The sequence below is a fragment of the Pseudomonas cremoris genome (assembly GCF_014230465.1).
On sequence record NZ_JAAXCY010000015.1, the window covers coordinates 63,924 to 81,185 of the forward strand.

10 protein-coding genes are annotated in these 17,262 nt (G+C 60.4%); 3 read left to right on the forward strand and 7 right to left on the reverse strand.

Annotation, left to right across the window (positions count from 1 at the left end):
• Positions 1-12: 12 nt before the first annotated feature.
• Positions 13-1,053 carry a WD40/YVTN/BNR-like repeat-containing protein gene (locus tag HF257_RS29620; protein WP_185706308.1) on the reverse strand — a complete coding sequence of 347 codons (1,041 nt, stop codon included), beginning with the start codon at positions 1,051-1,053 and terminating at the stop codon, positions 13-15.
• A gap of 305 nt (positions 1,054-1,358) precedes the next feature.
• Here HF257_RS29620 and HF257_RS29625 point away from each other — a divergent pair, with 305 nt between their 5' ends.
• Entirely contained in the window at positions 1,359-2,474 is a 1,116-nt protein-coding gene (locus HF257_RS29625; RefSeq protein WP_185705518.1) for a Gfo/Idh/MocA family protein, read from the forward strand.
• Positions 2,475-2,619: 145 nt separating this feature from the next.
• Positions 2,620-7,443, forward strand: coding sequence for a dermonecrotic toxin domain-containing protein (locus HF257_RS29630; protein ID WP_185712135.1), 4,824 nt, complete (start codon positions 2,620-2,622; stop codon positions 7,441-7,443).
• Positions 7,444-7,492: 49 nt separating this feature from the next.
• Here the strand turns inward: HF257_RS29630 and HF257_RS29635 are convergent, their stop codons facing one another.
• The 5 genes from HF257_RS29635 to HF257_RS29655 all read right to left on the reverse strand — a co-directional run bounded on the left by HF257_RS29635 (position 7,493) and on the right by HF257_RS29655 (position 15,431).
• Positions 7,493-9,196 carry an AMP-binding protein gene (locus HF257_RS29635; protein WP_185705516.1) on the reverse strand — a complete coding sequence of 568 codons (1,704 nt, stop codon included), beginning with the start codon at positions 9,194-9,196 and terminating at the stop codon, positions 7,493-7,495.
• Positions 9,197-9,227: 31 nt separating this feature from the next.
• Positions 9,228-10,526 (reverse strand): acetyl-CoA C-acetyltransferase, encoded by a 1,299-nt coding sequence (locus HF257_RS29640; RefSeq protein WP_185705515.1) that lies wholly within the window; start codon positions 10,524-10,526, stop codon positions 9,228-9,230.
• Complete coding sequence (locus HF257_RS29645) at positions 10,523-11,413, reverse strand: MaoC/PaaZ C-terminal domain-containing protein (protein WP_185705514.1); 891 nt, start codon at positions 11,411-11,413, stop codon at positions 10,523-10,525. Before HF257_RS29645 ends, HF257_RS29640 begins: the two co-directional genes overlap by 4 nt.
• A 3-nt stretch (positions 11,414-11,416) precedes the next feature.
• A complete protein-coding gene (locus HF257_RS29650) occupies positions 11,417-12,760 on the reverse strand; it encodes a 3-oxoacyl-ACP reductase (RefSeq protein WP_185705513.1) in 1,344 nt (447 codons plus the stop codon).
• A gap of 145 nt (positions 12,761-12,905) precedes the next feature.
• Positions 12,906-15,431: an acyl-CoA dehydrogenase gene (locus tag HF257_RS29655; protein ID WP_185705512.1), complete on the reverse strand. Its 2,526-nt coding sequence runs from the start codon at positions 15,429-15,431 to the stop codon at positions 12,906-12,908.
• Positions 15,432-15,537: 106 nt separating this feature from the next.
• On the opposite strand from HF257_RS29655, the gene HF257_RS33725 reads away from it, so the two are divergent.
• Positions 15,538-15,588 carry a hypothetical protein gene (locus HF257_RS33725; RefSeq protein WP_353744888.1) on the forward strand — a complete coding sequence of 17 codons (51 nt, stop codon included), beginning with the start codon at positions 15,538-15,540 and terminating at the stop codon, positions 15,586-15,588.
• Positions 15,589-15,699: 111 nt separating this feature from the next.
• On the opposite strand, the gene HF257_RS29660 is transcribed toward HF257_RS33725, so the two are convergent.
• Positions 15,700-17,175: an outer membrane protein transport protein gene (locus tag HF257_RS29660; RefSeq protein ID WP_185712136.1), complete on the reverse strand. Its 1,476-nt coding sequence runs from the start codon at positions 17,173-17,175 to the stop codon at positions 15,700-15,702.
• Positions 17,176-17,262 lie beyond the last annotated feature (87 nt).

Genomic DNA, 17,262 nt, shown 5'->3' on the forward strand with positions numbered 1-17,262 from the left:
TTCCCCGCCTTCTTATTGTTTTGTCGGTTCGGCGCCGGCAGGCGTCGCCACGCGAACACCACCCTGCCCGGCCAGAATCAAGTTGCCGTTGCCTGCCGCCGTGACGGAAGAAAGCGAAATACGATCCGGCCGATTGAACACGCTGAACGTCACCCCGTCGTCATGGCTGACCACTACGCTGCCGCCGTTGCCCACCACGACGATGGCACCGTCATCGAGCAAGGTGGCGCCTGACAAACCGAACTCCAGCGCTCCCCGCGCGGCGTTCAATTCGACCTGCTCCCAGGTGCTGCCAAAATCGGTGGAGCGGTACAGGTTGCCGCGCAAGCCATAGGCCAGAAGAGTCTGCGGTTGCGCAGTACTGATCACGCCAAACAGCGAGCCCTCGTAGGGGCCTTCGAGTTTTTCCCACGTCTGGCCGTCGTCGCTGGAGCGGAACATGCTGCCCTGCTCGCCGACGATAAACAGGCCGGCATCCTTGATATGGGCGATGGCGTTGAGGTGGTACTGGTCTTCGTTGTCGAGACGATCACTGACGTCTGCCCAGGTCTTGCCGCCGTCGGTGGTTTCAATCAGCGCACCGTAGGCGCCGACCGCCAGGCCGTGGCTAGCATCGTTGAACCAGATGTCGAGCAAGGGTGCTTCGCGCTTGAGGTCCTGGTATTGCTGGGTCCAGGTGGCGCCGCCGTCGGTACTTGCGAGGATTTGTGCATCATGGCCTACCGCCCAACCCTGTTTGTCGTCGACGAAATACACCGCCGTGAGCAGTTGTCGGGTAGGCACTTTGGCTTGGGTCCAGGTACTGCCCTGGTCGTCGGAATAGAGGATATGCCCGCGATCACCGACCGCCACCAGGCGTTTGCCCGCGAGGACCACGTCAATCATCAGGCCTTTGGCGGCCTTGGGGGATTCAATCGCAAAAGCGGTATCACCGGCGGCCTGGACGGCGGTCGGCAACGCGGCGGCCGTTACCCCAAGTCCAAACAGCGAGAGCGCTGTGGCCAGCAACGCAACCCTGCGTGCGGCGCGTGGGCGGCAAACAACCCAACCCATGACAGGCTCACTCATAGACCTTTCTCCCATTTATTATTGTTAGGGGGCGTTCCTGGGCGCTGAAACCTGCAATCTAGAGCGCCTGGAGGAAGCTTCGGTCATCCTATCGGGCTTTCGAATCGTCTGACAATCAGCGCTACGTTATCTTTTGTTAACTAAAGGCCTTTGGCCACGCGCTGAATATAGGCGTATTCGCCAGGCTGATTGCTTCGCAGTAAATGAATTTTTATTCCATCTATTGAATTGTGAGAATTTTTATTCCATAAATAGACCCTCTGAAAACAATAATGCAAAGGACCACGGCTATGCGTGAACTCGGAATCGGCTTGATCGGCACAGGTTTCATGGGCCGCGCCCATGCCTTGGCGTTCAACAACGCCCGTGCGGTATTTGAACTGCCCGTCACCCTCAAGCTGGCCGCCCTGGCCGACGCCGACACCGAACGCGCCCAGCGTTGTGCCAGGGATTGGGGTTTTGCCCAGGCCCATGGCGACTGGCAAGCGCTGATCCATGACCCCGCCGTCGACGTCGTGGCCATCACCACACCCAACCACTTGCACTACCCCATGGCCATGGCCGCCATCGCGGCGGGCAAAGCGGTGTACTGCGAAAAACCCCTGGCCGTCAGCCTCGAACAAGCCGACGCCATGCGCCGCGCCGCCAGTGCCGCCGGCGTGGTGACGCGGGTCGGCTACAACTACCAGCACAACCCGATGATCGTGCTGGCCAAGCAAATGATCGCCAAGGGTGAGTTGGGCGACATCATCAGCTTCCAGGGCGAATTCAGCGAAGATTTCATGGCCGACCCCGCCTCGCCATGGTCATGGCGCTGCGAAGTGGAACACGCCGGCGGCGCCCTCGCAGACCTGGGCAGTCACTTGCTGTCGATGGCGCGATATCTGGTGGGGGAAGTGGCCAGCGTGTGCGCCGACACCCAGACCGTGCATGCCCAGCGCCCGGCCGTAAAAGGCAGCGCCGAGCGCAAAAGCATCGCCGTAGACGACCAGGTGCACGCGCTGCTGCGTTTTGCCAATGGCGCGCGCGGCACGGTGAGCAGCAGTTGGCTCAAGCACGGCTACAAGAACCACCTGAGTTTCGAGATCAGCGGCACCAAGGGCACGCTGGCGTTCGATCAAGAGCGCTTGAATGAACTGCAACTGTGCCGAGTCGGCCAGGAAGGGTTCCAGCGTTTGCTGGCGGGCCCGGCCCTGCCAGGCTACGCAGCGTTCAGCCCGGCTGCGGGGCATCAGTTGGGGTACAACGAACTGAAGACGCTGGAAGTTCAGGAGTTGATCTTGGCGCTGGCGGGCCAGGATACGGATGGCACTGATTTTGAAGCCGCGTGGGCGGTGGAACGATTGGCGACGGCGATACGTCTCGCCGCGAAGGAAGAGCGTTGGGTCCACGTGGGCACCCTCTAAATGAGCCTGCTGTGGTGCACTCGAGGGCGTTGGAGTGCACCGACAAGACGAACTACTCCAGTACAGCCCCCATGGTACGAACATAGGGTTTTCTGAGGGCGCAATCAGGCATGGCCTGAACACCTCCCTCAGAAGGATTTAACCTATGGCTACCATTCCCTCCCCGTTCCCCTGGAGCAAGGTACTGGCCCAAGCGGTCAATACTCAATTCAGCGCACGGCCGACGCTTCGCTCGGTCGTATCCCAGCGGTTGCACGACAGTATTCAGGAAAAATTTCCATCCTTGCCAGTCGATATCGCGACCTTGCGCGTGGCAGAACCAAGCCGTCCTGGTGCGTGGAACCTCAAACCCTTGATCGACGTTGCCTTAGCGTTTCTGGCAAGCGGCATGACTGTAGACTTCTCGGACAAGCATTCGTCTGAGTATTACCTGTGCAATAGCGATACACCGCAAAAACGCATCACCTTCAGCAACGCGCAAATCGACATGCACGTGATCGCCGCTCTGATCAACGAGCTCCCCGTCGTTCTATTCATCGAACTGCAAAGCGCACTGACGGACTTTTGGCAACAAAACGGCGACACCGGTATCAGCCGCTGGCAGTGGATGGGCGACCTGCTGCGCACCTCACTGCGCAACAGCGTCCAGCGCAGCCGGGACCTGAGCGACGACCACCTGCAGCTACTCAATAGCGTGCTTGATTACCCCGACAATCGCGAGCGCGAATATCTCAACCTATCGGGTGAAACCCTTCACGCGTACACACTGGAAACCACGCTCATCCAGGGCAACCTTAGGGTCAGCGTGCAAGCGAGCGAATTGCTGCTCGTACAAGGCGCATGCGTGGTTTCTTGCGGTGTATCAGGCAATATCCGTACCTACCCGACCCTCGATGCGTTCGGTGGAGCCTGGTCGAACGCCATTAAAAATCGCTATCAAACCGAACAAATCGTGTGGAAACGCTTCGAACCTGACGGCAACATTTTCGATACCCAAGCGGCGCTGATATTGAATCAGCAACTCGAAAATCTCGCAGCCCTGCAGTTGCCATCAGAGGTCGGCGTGGAGGCATTGGAGGCGCTCTATGACCGTGTCATGGACCCCGCGCCCCTGTTACTCAATGTCCCGGCGGAGGGAACCCTGCCAATCACCCAACTGCAAGCCGCGTTACCCGACTGGCTTGAGCAAGGTTCACCCGCCGAACGTAGTGCGTACTCCCGCCACCTGGTGGAATTAGCCAACATCAAGCAGCGCACCCAAGGCCGTGGTTTCCTGGATGGCATTGACGGGCTTCGCACATTCGCGGCCAAAACGCTGCAGGCGTTGATGGCCGCCGATTACCCCACCGGGCCCACCTACAACGTCGACGAACTGGAGCTGACCTATGCAGTGCCCGTGGGGGACATGGGAAGCAGCTATATCGAGCACGTCAGGATGACGCTGACAGACCTGGCATTGAAAAATCTGTCGGGAAAACCCAACGGGCGCCTGAGCCTGCGTAGTCGGGATGGCCAGGCACTCGCTACGTGGCTCACGCCCGACTATGTCGAGGGCCTGGTCAGCCGGGCCGACATCGGCGCGGTCTACCCGGCTTTGCTTGAGCGTCTATTTTTTAACGACGGCGAGAAGTCCCGTGAGCGTGAGAACCTGTTTGCCCAACAACTGCGCGTGCACTTGCCGATGACCGCGCTGGAGCTGGCCGTGAGGCAACAGTCAGGCATGACGTGGCAGGGTTATCGACGGGTGGCCGCGGTGGTCAAGAGCACCGCAGCGGACCGCAGGGTGGACGACCAAGACATCGTTATTCACGCCTTGGGGTTCTTGAGAAAGCCAGGCGCGGAACCCGATTACGTGGCCGATATGTTCCTGATCGAGGAGCACAGCTGCGTAACAGGGCCGGTGATTCTCTATCGCCCGCAATACCTACCGGTACTCATGCAATTCAGCACGCGCGCCGCCTTGATGGAAGCTATCGCACTGCCAGGCGCGTTGCAGGCGAGCATGCTGACGTGGCTGTCGGATGGTGCCCGGGCGGTGTACGACAACGGCGGGTTCCAGCAACCCCATTACGTGCGAATCGGCATCGGCATGGAGTTCGATACCCCCGAGATTCCCGCGCCAGCCACCCTGGCAAAGTGCGGGACGCACTCCGAGGTGTTGCAATCGCTGAGCAGAGGAAACCTGATGCAGTACCTGTTCGGCAGCTACGCCAGGACTCTGGTTGCGATAGCCGACCGCCAAGCGGTGTCCAACCACGAAAGCCGCTGGACCAGCCTCTTGGAAGGTGCCGGGCTGTTGTTCAATACGTTGCTGCTTCCCCTATTGAGGGGCCCCGCCATGCTGGTGGGCTGGATGCTGCAAATCGCCTCGGGGCTGGTGCGCGATATTCCGGCGCTGGAAGGTAGCGACCCGCAGGCACGAGAACTCGCCTGGGTCGACCTTTTATTGAGCCTCGGCCTGGTGCTGATGCATGTCGGGGTCAATTCCGGCACGGGCACAACGACCCGCCCTCTGAATGAGAACCGCCAGCGCCCGGTGGCACTTGCCCCCCTGCGCCGCCTCCCAAATACCCCACAAGCCACGCCCACCCGCGTTCGGCAAGGTTCTATCGGCCTGCCTTCAGAGCCCCCAGGCAGCGGTCGCACGCTGATCGACTTCAACCTGTCCACCGCCCGCGAAGCCTCGCGAGCGCGGCTGTTCGAGCAGTTGCTCAAGATACGGGTCAACTGGCCCGATAATCCACCGTCGCCAATGGCGAGCGGTCCGCTCAAGGGCTTGTACCGTATTGGCTCGACCTGGCACGCCAGTGTGAGGGGACGACTGTTTCAAGTCAGTGTGGTGCCGGGTTTTGGCGAGGTGTTTGTGGTGCACCCCGAGCACCCTGATCGCCCTGGGATCAAACTCAGAACCGACGGCCAAGGGCACTGGACACTCGATGAAGGGTTAAAGCTGACAGGCGGTGGACGAAAGAACCGCGTGGCCGAAGCGCGCAAGGCCAACGCCGAAAAACTCGCTGCGCTGGCTAGCCGTAAGGCCGAGGCGCAACAAACACTTGCGCAATACGTAACCGACGAAAACACCGCGTTGGCGACCTTGAATACCGCAAGAACCCAATACACCGCAGAAAACACCAAGCTGACGCGTACTTGGGCGATCTGGAATGCGGCAACCACTGAGCAGAAATCCCGGATAGCCCCCACTTATCAGTTAGCGCTGAGCAAGACACAGGAACAGCGATCGTTCTACAACATCAGCCTGATCAACTATCGCGAGAAGTCAGCCAAAGCGGCCCAGGCGTACAGGGAAGTCATCAGCGTGATTAACGACATCAAGGCCGTCGACCATCAAACCAACAATGACCGTGAGCATGCGGCCCAGCTTTTTGCACTGTGGGATCAGCAAGACACGCTGCGAACTCAACTGGCGCATTTCGGCCTGGGTTCAGGGGTGTTCAGTCGGGGAATGAGTGCAACACAACGCTTCGTGATCGCTTACGAAAAACTCGAACAGGGAGCGTTCGATGACTACAACGCGTTAATCGAAGATTTGAAAACCTCCCGTGCCTACCACGATCAAATCGTCGACGTATCGATCCTCCAAGAGCAATTCCTCGACGAGCTGGCCCAAGCCTCTGCCTTTGGCAAAAGTTTCAGGGACGACCTGGTTGCAAGGCTGGAACACCCGGAAAACTACCTGCCAGACAATACAAAATTGATGGGTATCGATATCGTTCAAGAGCTCAGCCTGGATCGCAGTGTGCCGCTGGCGCAAAACAGTATCGAAGCGTTGTTCTTCCACCAGTTTGAGCAAATACGCTTACGCCCCACCATTTCTGCGCATATAGAGATGACCACCCGCCGAGGCTACAGTACGACCGAACGGATCGATGTGCTCGCGTCCATCGTGGACCGCTATACCACTGCCGAACACATCGGCCAGAGCCTTAAGCGGCTGAACCCGGCCTGCATCCGTAAGCAGTACTTGGAAGACTTTCTGGACAAGGTCACACAAGGCCGGACCAGCGCCGAAAATGACTTGAAAACCCTGATCATCGACAGCGAAGAAGACAAGATTATCGCGCCTCCGCCCAAGGCCATGCGGCAAAAATCGGCCACCAAGCGGGCATTCAAGACACGCAGCCGCGGCACCCTGGTCGGTGACCTCCGAGGGGCGATGCCAGGGCAAGCCGATCAACTTATCGAGATTGTCGACCCCTCTAACGGCGAAGTGGTCGGGCGATTCCACGAACATCCCGAAGAAGGTGTCTACGTCGAGATCGAAGACGCCCCAAAGCCACCGCCTGCCTCCAGGCCGGCTCGTTCGGCCAGGGCAATCACCCGGGCAGCGCAGGATGTGGCCGCCAAGCGCGAGAGCATTGAAAGCACGATACAGCGCGAACTCAATCAGATGGACCGTGACGAAGCCCTGCGGGACGAAAAGGTCCCTAAAGACTGGGAGTTCATGCTGACGACAGAAGCAGAAAAACTAGAGGGGCTGGCATCAGAGCTGGAGCAAACCGCCCCCTCTGATCAAACGACCCTTACCGCGACACAGTGGCGAGCCCAAGCACTGCAAATGAAAGCCGCCGGTCAGCAATACCGCATCACAGGCTACAAAAAACAGTCGCCCACGGTGGGTAGCGTGGACTATCTGTGGCACAAAAAAGCGGTGAACATCGGGCTGGTAAAAGAGCGCGAACCGACAATCGCCAAAGACTTTCTCAGCGAATATGCCATCCGCGACAGCGGCACCGGGAACGTGCTGTGGTATGCCCACTTCCACTACGACAGCTTGGCGGCAGCAAAAATCGCCTACACCAGTGGGCATTTGAAACGCGCCACCCAACGTAACATTGGGTTCAAGGCACAATTGGAGCAATACCGGAACAACAGTTCCAAGGTGATCGCCATCTGGCGAAGCAAAATCCCCCCGGCCATGGCTCATAAGTTGTTCTTCTATATCGACTGATGCCGGCGGGCAACGCCGCGTCAATGTCACAGGACATTGACGCGGTCTGTCAGCGCAAGGCTCTTCGCAACACCTTGCCCACGGTGGTCTTGGGCAACTCCGTCGTGCGAAATTCCACATACCTGGGCAACTTGTACCCCGTCAGGTACTCCCGGCAATGCGCCATGATCTGCTCCTGTGTCAGGTTCGGGTCCTTGCGCACCACGATGATCTTGACCTTCTCGCCGGTCACTGCGTCTTCCACGCCGATTGCCGCCACTTCGCTCACGCCCGGATGCATCGCTACCACGTCTTCGATTTCATTGGGGTACACGTTGAAACCCGAGACCAGGATCATGTCCTTCTTGCGGTCCACCAGGCGGATATAGCCGCGCGCATCCATCACCCCGATATCACCCGTGGACAACCACCCCTCGGCATCCAGCACCTCGGCGGTGGCATCCGGGCGCTTCCAGTAGCCCTGCATCACTTGCGGGCCACGCACTTGCAGCTCGCCTTGCTCGCCAATTTCGGCCAACTCGCCGTCTTCACGCATGAAGCGCACCCAGGTCGAGGGCAGTGGCACGCCGATGCTGCCGGTGAATTCCATCTCGCGCATGCGCGCAATGTTGATCGGGCTGATGCTCACTACCGGTGAGCATTCAGTCAGGCCGTAGCCTTCGATGATCGGCAACCCGGTGACTTCCTTCCAGCGTTTGGCCACCGACGTATGGGTGGCCATGCCGCCTGCGATCACCATGCGCAAATCGGAGAAGTCCCGCGCGCAGAACTCTTTGTTCTCCAGCAAACCATTGAACAGTGTGTTGACCCCGGCAATTCCGTTGAAGCGCTCCTTGCGCAAGATCATTTGCACCCGTTTCACGTCCCGAGGGTTGGCGATCAGGATGTTGCGCCCGCCCAGACACATGAACATCAAGCAGTTCACCGTCAGGGAGAAGATGTGGTACAGCGGCAGCAAGGTAACGTTGGTTTCTTGCTTGTCCTGATCCAACTGGTCGCCGACCCAGGCCTTGGCTTGCAGCAGGTTGGCGATGATGTTGCGGTGGCTGAGCATCACGCCTTTGGCGTCTCCGGTCGTACCGCCGGTGTATTGCAAAAAGGCCAGGTCATCCAGTTGCATGTCCACCGGGAAGTGGTTGAGCCCGCGCCCCTGTTTCAGCACCTGGTTGAAGCGTATCGAGCCGCGCAGCTTGAACGCCGGCACCTGTTTTTGCACCGTGCGCAGGATGAAGTTCATCGCCGCACCTTTGAACGTGCCAAGCAAATCGCCAATCGCCGCCACCACCACGCGCTTGACGCTGCTGCCCGCCACGACCTTTTCCAGGGTATGGGCGAAGTTTTCGAAGATCACCACGGTTTCCGCGCCGCTGTCCTTGAGCAAATGCTTGAGCTCATGGGCGGTGTACAGCGGGTTGACGTTGACCACCACCGCCCCCGCCAGGATCGTGCCCAACAGGCAGATGGGGTACTGCAAGCAGTTGGGCATCATCAGCGCCACGCGATCGCCCTTCTGCACGCCCTGCCCCTGCAGCCAGGCGGCAAACGCGATGCCTTGCACCTGCCAATCGGCGTAGGTCATTTCGGTGCCGATGCTGACGTAGGCCACCCGCTCACGGAATTTTTCCAGGTGCTCCAGGAACACCTCACGCAGCGAGGGGTAGTCCGCGATAGCGGCATCGATGTCCGCCGGTACGCCGGGCAGGTAAGCGTCCAACCAGATCCGTTCGGTGTGTTCCAGGCTTACAGCGTTCATGGCAGTCTCCTTGTTGTTGTTTTTGATAGAGCTACTTTTCGACGATGGCGGTAATGCCCAGCCCGCCCGCCGCGCAGATGGAAATCAGGCCCCGTCCGCCGCCGTGTGCGTGGATCATTTTGGCCAGTGCCGCTAATTGCCGGCCACCGGTCGCGGCAAATGGGTGGCCGCAGCCCAAAGAACCACCGTTGACATTCATCTTTGCGCGGTCGATGGGCCCCAACGGCGCGTCCAAGCCCAGGCGTTCACGGCAGTAGTCGGCGTCTTCCCAGGCCTTGAGCGTGCACAGCACCTGGGCGGCGAAGGCTTCGTGGATCTCGAAGAAATCAAAATCCTCGAAGCTCAGCCCTTCGCGCTTGAGCATGCGCGACACGGCGTAGGCCGGAGCCATCAACAGGCCCTCGGTGCCGTCGACAAAATTCACCGCTGCTGTCTCGCCGGTGCGCAGGTAAGCCAGCACTGGCCAGCCGTTGGCGGCCGCCCATTCTTCACTGGCCAACAGCACCACCGAGGCGCCATCGGTCAGCGGCGTGGAGTTGCCAGCGGTGAGAGTGCCGTTCTGTCGATCGTAGGCGGGAGACAAGCCGGCGAGCTTTTCCAGGCTGGCGTCGGCACGCAGGTTGTTGTCCCGGGCCAGGCCGCGATGGGGGCTGATCAAGTCATCGAAAAAACCGCGCGTGTACGCCGCATCCAAGCGTTGGTGACTGGCGAGGGTCAGTTCATCTTGGGCCAGGCGCTTGATCTGCCAACGCTTGGCCATTTCTTCGCAGTGCTCGCCCATGGACAAGCCGGTGCGCGGCTCGCCATTACGTGGTAGCAGTGGCTTGAAAAACATCGACGGGCGCACCTTGAGCAACGCCTTGAGCTTGTCGCCCAAACTCTTGGCGCGATTGGCTGCAAGCAAGGTGTGGCGCAGGGCTTCATTGATGCCAATGGGCGCGTCGGACGTGGTGTCGGAACCGCCGGCAATACCCACCTCGATCTGGCCCAGGGCGATCTTGTTCGCCACCAACAGCGCCGCTTCCAGGCCGGTGCCGCACGCTTGCTGCACATCATAGGCCGGGGTGTCCGGGGACAAGGTGGTCGACAACAGTGATTCACGCGCCAGGTTGAAATCGCGCGAATGCTTGATCACCGCCCCGGCGGCGAACTCACCCAATCGCTGGCCATGCAGGTTGTAGCGGTCCACCAGGCCTTGCAGCGCGGCCACCAGCAAATCCTGGTTGCTGTCATGGGCATACACGGTGTTGGAGCGAGCAAACGGGATGCGGTTGCCGCCGATAATCGCCACGCGGCGAACCGGGGCCGGGTTGAAGCTGTAATCAGTCATCGACGGTTCTCGTTCCAGACAAAGAGCCCGCGCATGTGCGGTGTGTCACCGGCAACATTGCGCACTTCGAATTCACGGCGTGGGCCGCTTGCGGGGTGGTTCCACAGGGCGACCTGGCCGGGCAGGAAGATTGGCAGCTTGAAGTCGCAATGGGCTTGGGCCTGGTCCAGCCCTCCCGGCGGTTGCTGGGCGGCGAGCGCACGGCCCAAGGTCCACATGCCGTGGGCGATGGCGCGCCGAAAGCCAAAGAGCTTCGCGCCGATCACTGAGGTATGGATGGGGTTGAAGTCTCCCGAGACCTTGGCAAACCGTCGCCCCAGGTCCGCGGGCAACACCCAACGCTGGGTGCGCAGCAGACCGTTTTCCTGCAACGGCAATGCGCCGTCCCACGGTTCGCCAACCGGGTCTTTCACGTCGCGGCGCAGGTACACACTGTCGCTTTCCCACACCAGGGTGTCGGCACCGTAGGCACGGGTGGCGATGCTCAGCGCCTGCCCCTTGGGATGGGCGACCCAGCGTTCGCAATACACTTCCAGGCGCAGGGCCTGGCCTTCCTGCAGGCGCTGGTGCAGACGGATACGATTGGCCAAGTGCACCATGCCGCTGGCCGGGTACGGAAAGCTCGGGCGGGTCAGCAGCATCAAGTGCAACGGGAACGCCAATACATGCGGATAAGACAATGGCACGCCCTGCTCGCGGCGAAAACCGCAGGCACGGCCATAGGCGGCGATTCCAGCGGCGGACAACTCCACGGCCGAGCGCACCAGGCGTTCCCTGGGTAAAACCGGTGCGCCGTCGAGCTTGGGTTTGCGCAAGGCGCGCACGCCATCCATCAATAGCTGGGTGCGTGAAGGTGGTGGGTCGATGACCTGTGTCACGTAGTCCATGGCTCAGGCTCCCAGCAGGCTTTGCCCGCAGACGCGTACGGTTTGGCCATTGACCCCGCCGGACGCCGGGTGCGCCAGCCAGGCAATGGTCTCGGCCACATCAATCGGCTGGCCACCCTGGGACAATGAATTCATGCGCCGCCCCGCCTCGCGAATCATCAGCGGGATCTTTGCCGTCATCTGGGTCTCGATAAACCCCGGGGCCACCGCGTTCACCGTCACCTGCTGCGCGGCTGCTTGCGGCGCCAGGCCTTGCACCAGGCCAATCACCCCGGCCTTGGAGGTGGCGTAGTTGCTCTGCCCCAGGTTGCCGGCGATACCGGAAATCGACGACACACACACGATGCGCCCACCGGGGTTCAGGCCTTGGTTTGCCAGCAAGGCCTCGCTCAGTTGCAACGGCGCTTCCAGGTTGACCGCCAGCACACTGCGCCAGGCCGCTTCGGTCATCTTGGCGATGGTTTTGTCGCGGGTGATCCCGGCGTTGTGCACCACCACATCGAAGGCGCCGTACTGGCGGGTATGGGCTAACAGCTGTGAAACGGCGTCTGCGGCGGTGATGTCCAGCGGCAGCGCCGAACCACCGACACTTTGGGCCGCTTGTTCAAGGTGTTGTTGTGCCTGGGGCACATCCACGCAGACCACATGCGCACCGTCGCGCGCCAGCACCTGGGCAATCGCCAGGCCGATACCACGGGAGGCGCCGGTGACCAGTGCCCGCCGACCGGCAAAGGGTTTGTCCCAGTTGACCGCGACCTGGCCATCCACCGGTTTTTCCAGGCGCACCACCTGCCCCGACACATAGGCCGAGCGGCGCGACAGGAAGAAGCGCAGGCTGCTGTCCAGCGCCTCTTCCGCTCCCGGCGCGACATAGATCAGTTGCACGGTAATCGCCCGGCGCAGCTCCTTGGCCAGCGAGCGCACCAAGCCTTCAAGCGCACGCTGGGCAACGGCCTGGGGCAAGTCCTGGCAGTGCTCCGGCGCGGTGCCGAGTACCACCACGCGGGCGTGCTGGCCGAGGCGCTTGGCGTTGGCGTGGAAGAACACGTACAGCTCATCCAACTGCTGTAGGTCGGCCACGGCGCTGGCGTCGAATACGGCGCCTTGCACCTTGACCGTGGACGGTGCCTTGAGGGTGGCCGCCGTGGCGGTGACCGTGTCAGTGTCGCCGAAAATACGCTGCACTTCGCCGACCAGGCGCCCTGCCCCGGCCAGAATCACCGGGTTGGCGAGGCCCTGCTGGCCGCTGCGATGGCGTTGCAACGGCAAGGGTTGGGGCAAGCCGATGGCCCCGGCCAGGCGGCGACCCCAAGGGGAATTGACGAACGTTAGGTAGCTGTCACTCATAGAGACACTCACACACTGTATTGACCTGTAGACCCAATCCCTGTGGGAGCGGGCTTGCTCGCGAATGCGGTGGGTCAGCAGTGAATCAAGCGACTGATCCACCGCATTCGCGAGCAAGCCCGCTCCCACATTGACCGCGTTTTGCCTAGTTGACCGAGGCGTTTTCACCCTGGCTGGCCTTGCGCTTTGCAGGCGGTTCCAGCGCCTGCTTGCGCTGCTGCAACGCCTCCAGCAAACCGAAGTCCTGCGGGAAGTCGTCGACCTGGATACCGTGGTCGGCGTATTCCACATAGCGCGCCAGCAGGCTGTCCTCGTCTTCGCTGATCAAGTCCAGCGCCCGCGCCTTGACGCGCCAGGCGGTAAACGCCGTGGTGGAAATCGGCAGCGCGTCGATCAGGCCTTGCTTGATCGCCGGTTTGAGTCGTGCGTCGATCAACTCCACCTGCGGCAATAACCGGAAGCCCAATTCGCCGTAGGCCAACTTGTCGATTTCTGGCCGTGGGACGTAGGAATTGGCCAGCAACCGGTCGCGGGTTTCCCCTGGCGTCTGCACCACATCGGCCACTTGGGCCAACAGCCGGTCTGAGGGTTTGCGCAGAGGAATACCAAACGGGAAACTCAAGCCGCGCACCACTGCCGCGGCGGCTTTCGACGGATAGTTCTCCAACACCTCGGCCAGTGCTTCATGCGCCCGCAGCAACGCGTCCTGTGCTGACCAATGCACCAGCGGCAGGTCCGCCTGGGGACGGCCATCATCCTCAAAGCGCTTGAGCACGCAGGACAAGATGTACAACTGCGAAAGAATGTCCCCCAGGCGCCCGGTGATACTTTCCTTGCGCTTGAGGGCACCGCCCAGCACGCCCATGGAAACATCCGAGATCAGCGCCAACACCACCGACAGACGATTGGCCTGACGGTAGTAGGACGCCAGCGCGGGGTCGGTCTTGGCCGGCGCGGAAATCAGCCGTCCACCGGTCAGCGAATGCACCGTTGCACGCACGGTATTGGCCAGCACAAAGCTGATATGACCGAACATGGCGCTGTCGAACTCTTCCAGCGCCTTGCGCCGGTCGGGGTTGCGCGCCGCTTCCATCTCGCGGAACACATAGGGATGGCAACGGATCAGGCCCTGGCCAAAGATGATCAGGCAGCGGGTCATGATGTTGGCACCCTCCACCGTGATGGCGATGGGGCTTTGCTGGTAGGCACGGGCCAGGAAGTTATTGGGGCCCATGCAAATGCCCTTGCCGGCGACGATGTCCATGCCGTCATTGACGATGATCCGCGCTCGCTCGGTGACGTGGTACTTGGCGATTGCCGAAATCACCGACGGTTTCTCACCTGCGTCCAGGGACGCGACCGACACCTTGCGCACCGCATCGCAGGCGTACAGATGCCCGGCCATGCGTGCCAGCGGCGCCTGCACGCCTTCGAACTTGCCGATGGGCAGGCCAAACTGCTTGCGCATCGCGGCATAGGCGGTGGTACCGCGCACCGCGACTTTGCCCAGGCCGACGTTGGCCGACGGCAGCGAAATAGCCCGCCCCGCGGCCAGGCACTCCATCAGCATGCGCCAGCCATTGCCGACTTGCTCGCGGCCGCCGATCACCCATTCCAGTGGGATAAATACATCCTTGCCGGTGGTGGGGCCGTTCTGGAACACCGCGTTGAGTGGCCAGTGACGACGACCACTGTTCACACCCGGATGGGAAGTAGGAATCAACGCGCAGGTAATCCCCAGCGAGCCGGCCGGGCCGAGCAAACCGTCTGGGTCTTCGGCACGGAACGCAAGGCCGAGCACTGTGGCAATCGGGCCGAGGGTGATGTAGCGCTTGTCCCAGGTCACCCGGAACCCCAGCACTTCCTCACCTTCGTGGGTGCCTTTGCAAACGATGCCCAGGTCCGGGATCGCCCCGGCATCGGAGCCGGCATACGGGCTGGTCAGGGCAAAACACGGAATGTCTTCACCCCGCGCCAGTCGCGGCAAGTAGTGGTTGCGCTGGGCATCCGTGCCGTAATGCAACAGCAGCTCGGCCGGGCCCAGGGAGTTGGGCACCATCACCGAAATTGCCGCCGCCGAGCAGCGCGTCGACAGCTTCATCACCACTTGCGAATGCGCGTAGTGGGAGAACCCTTTGCCGCCGTACCGCTTGGGAATGATCATGCCGAGGAAACCGGCATCCTTGGTGTACTGCCAGCCTTCGGGCGACATGTCCTGCCAGACCTGGGTGGTTTCCCAGTCGTTGGCGATGTCACAGAGGGTTTCCACTTCGTTGTCGAGAAAGGCTTGTTCCTCCGCACTGAGGCTGGCCGGTGCCGCTTGCAGCAGGCGCTCCCAGTTCGGCTTGCCGCTGAACAGTTCGGCGTCCCACCACACGGTGCCGGACTCAATGGCAGCGCGTTCGGTGTCGGACATCGCCGGCATGATTTGCCGGAACATCGCCAGAGCACGGCTGCTTATCAACCACCGTCGCAGGGATTTGATACTGAGGATTACGCTGGGCACCAGCAACGCCACTGCCCACAGGCACAAGCCCAACACACCGATGCCACTCAACAAGTAACTGGCTGTCAGCCAAATCAGGCTCCAAGCCGCCCAGACAACAGCCGCCGACTGCCGATACGCCAACGCCGTTACGCACGCCATACCGACCAAGAACCAGAAAACCATACCGCACCTCACTTTGAACATCTGCCCGGATACAGGCCGTGCGCCTGTTCACTGACTAAACAATAGGTGGTTATTTAAAAATATATTTGAAATTTTTATTTAATGCCTGAGCCAAACAAAACAGAGCCGCATGGCTCAGGCAAAAAGGGTGAATTGAGACAGTGAATCCGATCATGCTTTTACAGGCGGTGATAGGTTTTCGGCTTTTTGTAAAAGCCTTGTTCCTGGCACCACCGCCGTTCAAGCGTGTGGGTTGTAGTGCTGCGTTTTAGAACGCGTAAGTGGCGGAAAGGCTGACCACATCCCCATGAGCCTTGGCCTCGGAATCCAGACTCCCCCCACCCAGCCGATCAACGTTTTGGGTCTTGAGTTTGACCTTTTCCACGAATTGGTGGGAGTAAGCGGCATCCAGCGAAAGCCCTGGGATCTGCTTGACGACGTAACCCGCGCCCAACGAGGTGAAGACACGGTCGCCATCAGGAATCCGCGGGTCACGTGTAGAGTTGCGGGTCGGGGTCTGATCGAAAGCCACACCGGCACGTACTGTCCACTGGTCGGTAAGTTTGTAGTCGCCACCCAAGGAGTACATCCAGACATCCTTGTACTTGTATGGGATGGAAACGATGGTGTAGCCCTCAGACTTCAGCGTCAGGTCCTGAAAGGATGACCATTGAGTCCACATCACGCTGGCACCCACTGTCAGCCGATCATCAAACTGGTGGACCCAGTCAAACGCGGCGGTTGCAGGGATGTCCAGTTGGGTCGAAGCCTTGGCACCGTTGGGGCACAGATTCAGCCCTGGGTAAGCGGCACCCAATATCGTCCCTCCGTCTGGGTTTAGCGGGCTAGGCTCTGTCAACAATGCCTGGGTGACTGAATCCGTATAGATGTTGTAGTTGCCCTTCATCTTGTTCTTGATCTTGGCGTGATAGTTCAAACCAAGGGAGTCACGCTCGGTCGGCTGCCAGACCACCCCGGTAAACCAGCCTACAGAGACGTTGTCGACTTTTACGCGGATCAACGAATCGCCGATCCCGGCAGGAAGTGCTACACCCCCCGTTGGACGATCCTTGCCGATACCCGGTGAGTTTGAGGCGGCGGCAAACAAATCGATGTTCTGGCTGACAAACCCCTGACTGCGCTGAACGATAGCGCCCGCGCCGATGGAAAATTCGTCATTGACCTTGAACGATAGAGACCCCGTCAGGCCCACGGTCTCGATTTTTGTGTCCACGGCAAAGTCACGGTATTTCGAATCGTTATCCCACGTTGTACGCGCACCTTGTGGCACCACTTGGCTCAGACCGAACGCGAAACGATCACCGATAGGCATCACCAGAAAACCCGTGGGCACCCATGCGGTAAAACCGCCTTGGCCACCCTCACCGTTCACGACACTGGCGTCGTCAAACAAGATGCTGCCATCCGGAGCAATAGGCGTCCTGGTCAAGGGGTCGCCGTTGTAATCCTTGGACTGCCCCTTCATTTTGATGCTGATCCGTGCATAGTCCACGGTGAACTGTGAAATGGTCTTATCGACAAAGGCCATGGCCGCAGGGTTGTTGAAGGCCGAACTGGGGTCGTTCTTGAACAGCGAACCGCCGCCAAATGCCCGCCCCCACCCTGGAGCACCATAAGTAGGCGTGGATAAACCACCCGCCTGTACCGAAGGGACGCCCGCCATCAGCCCTCCCAATACTGCGATGCTTAATAAAGTACGAGCGTGGTTTTTTTTATTGCTCATGCAACACTCCTTATTATTATCAGTGCCCGGCCACGCCGGTTCACCTTGCAACAACAGGCACCTCGCAAGAAGTGCCTGCCTTCAACG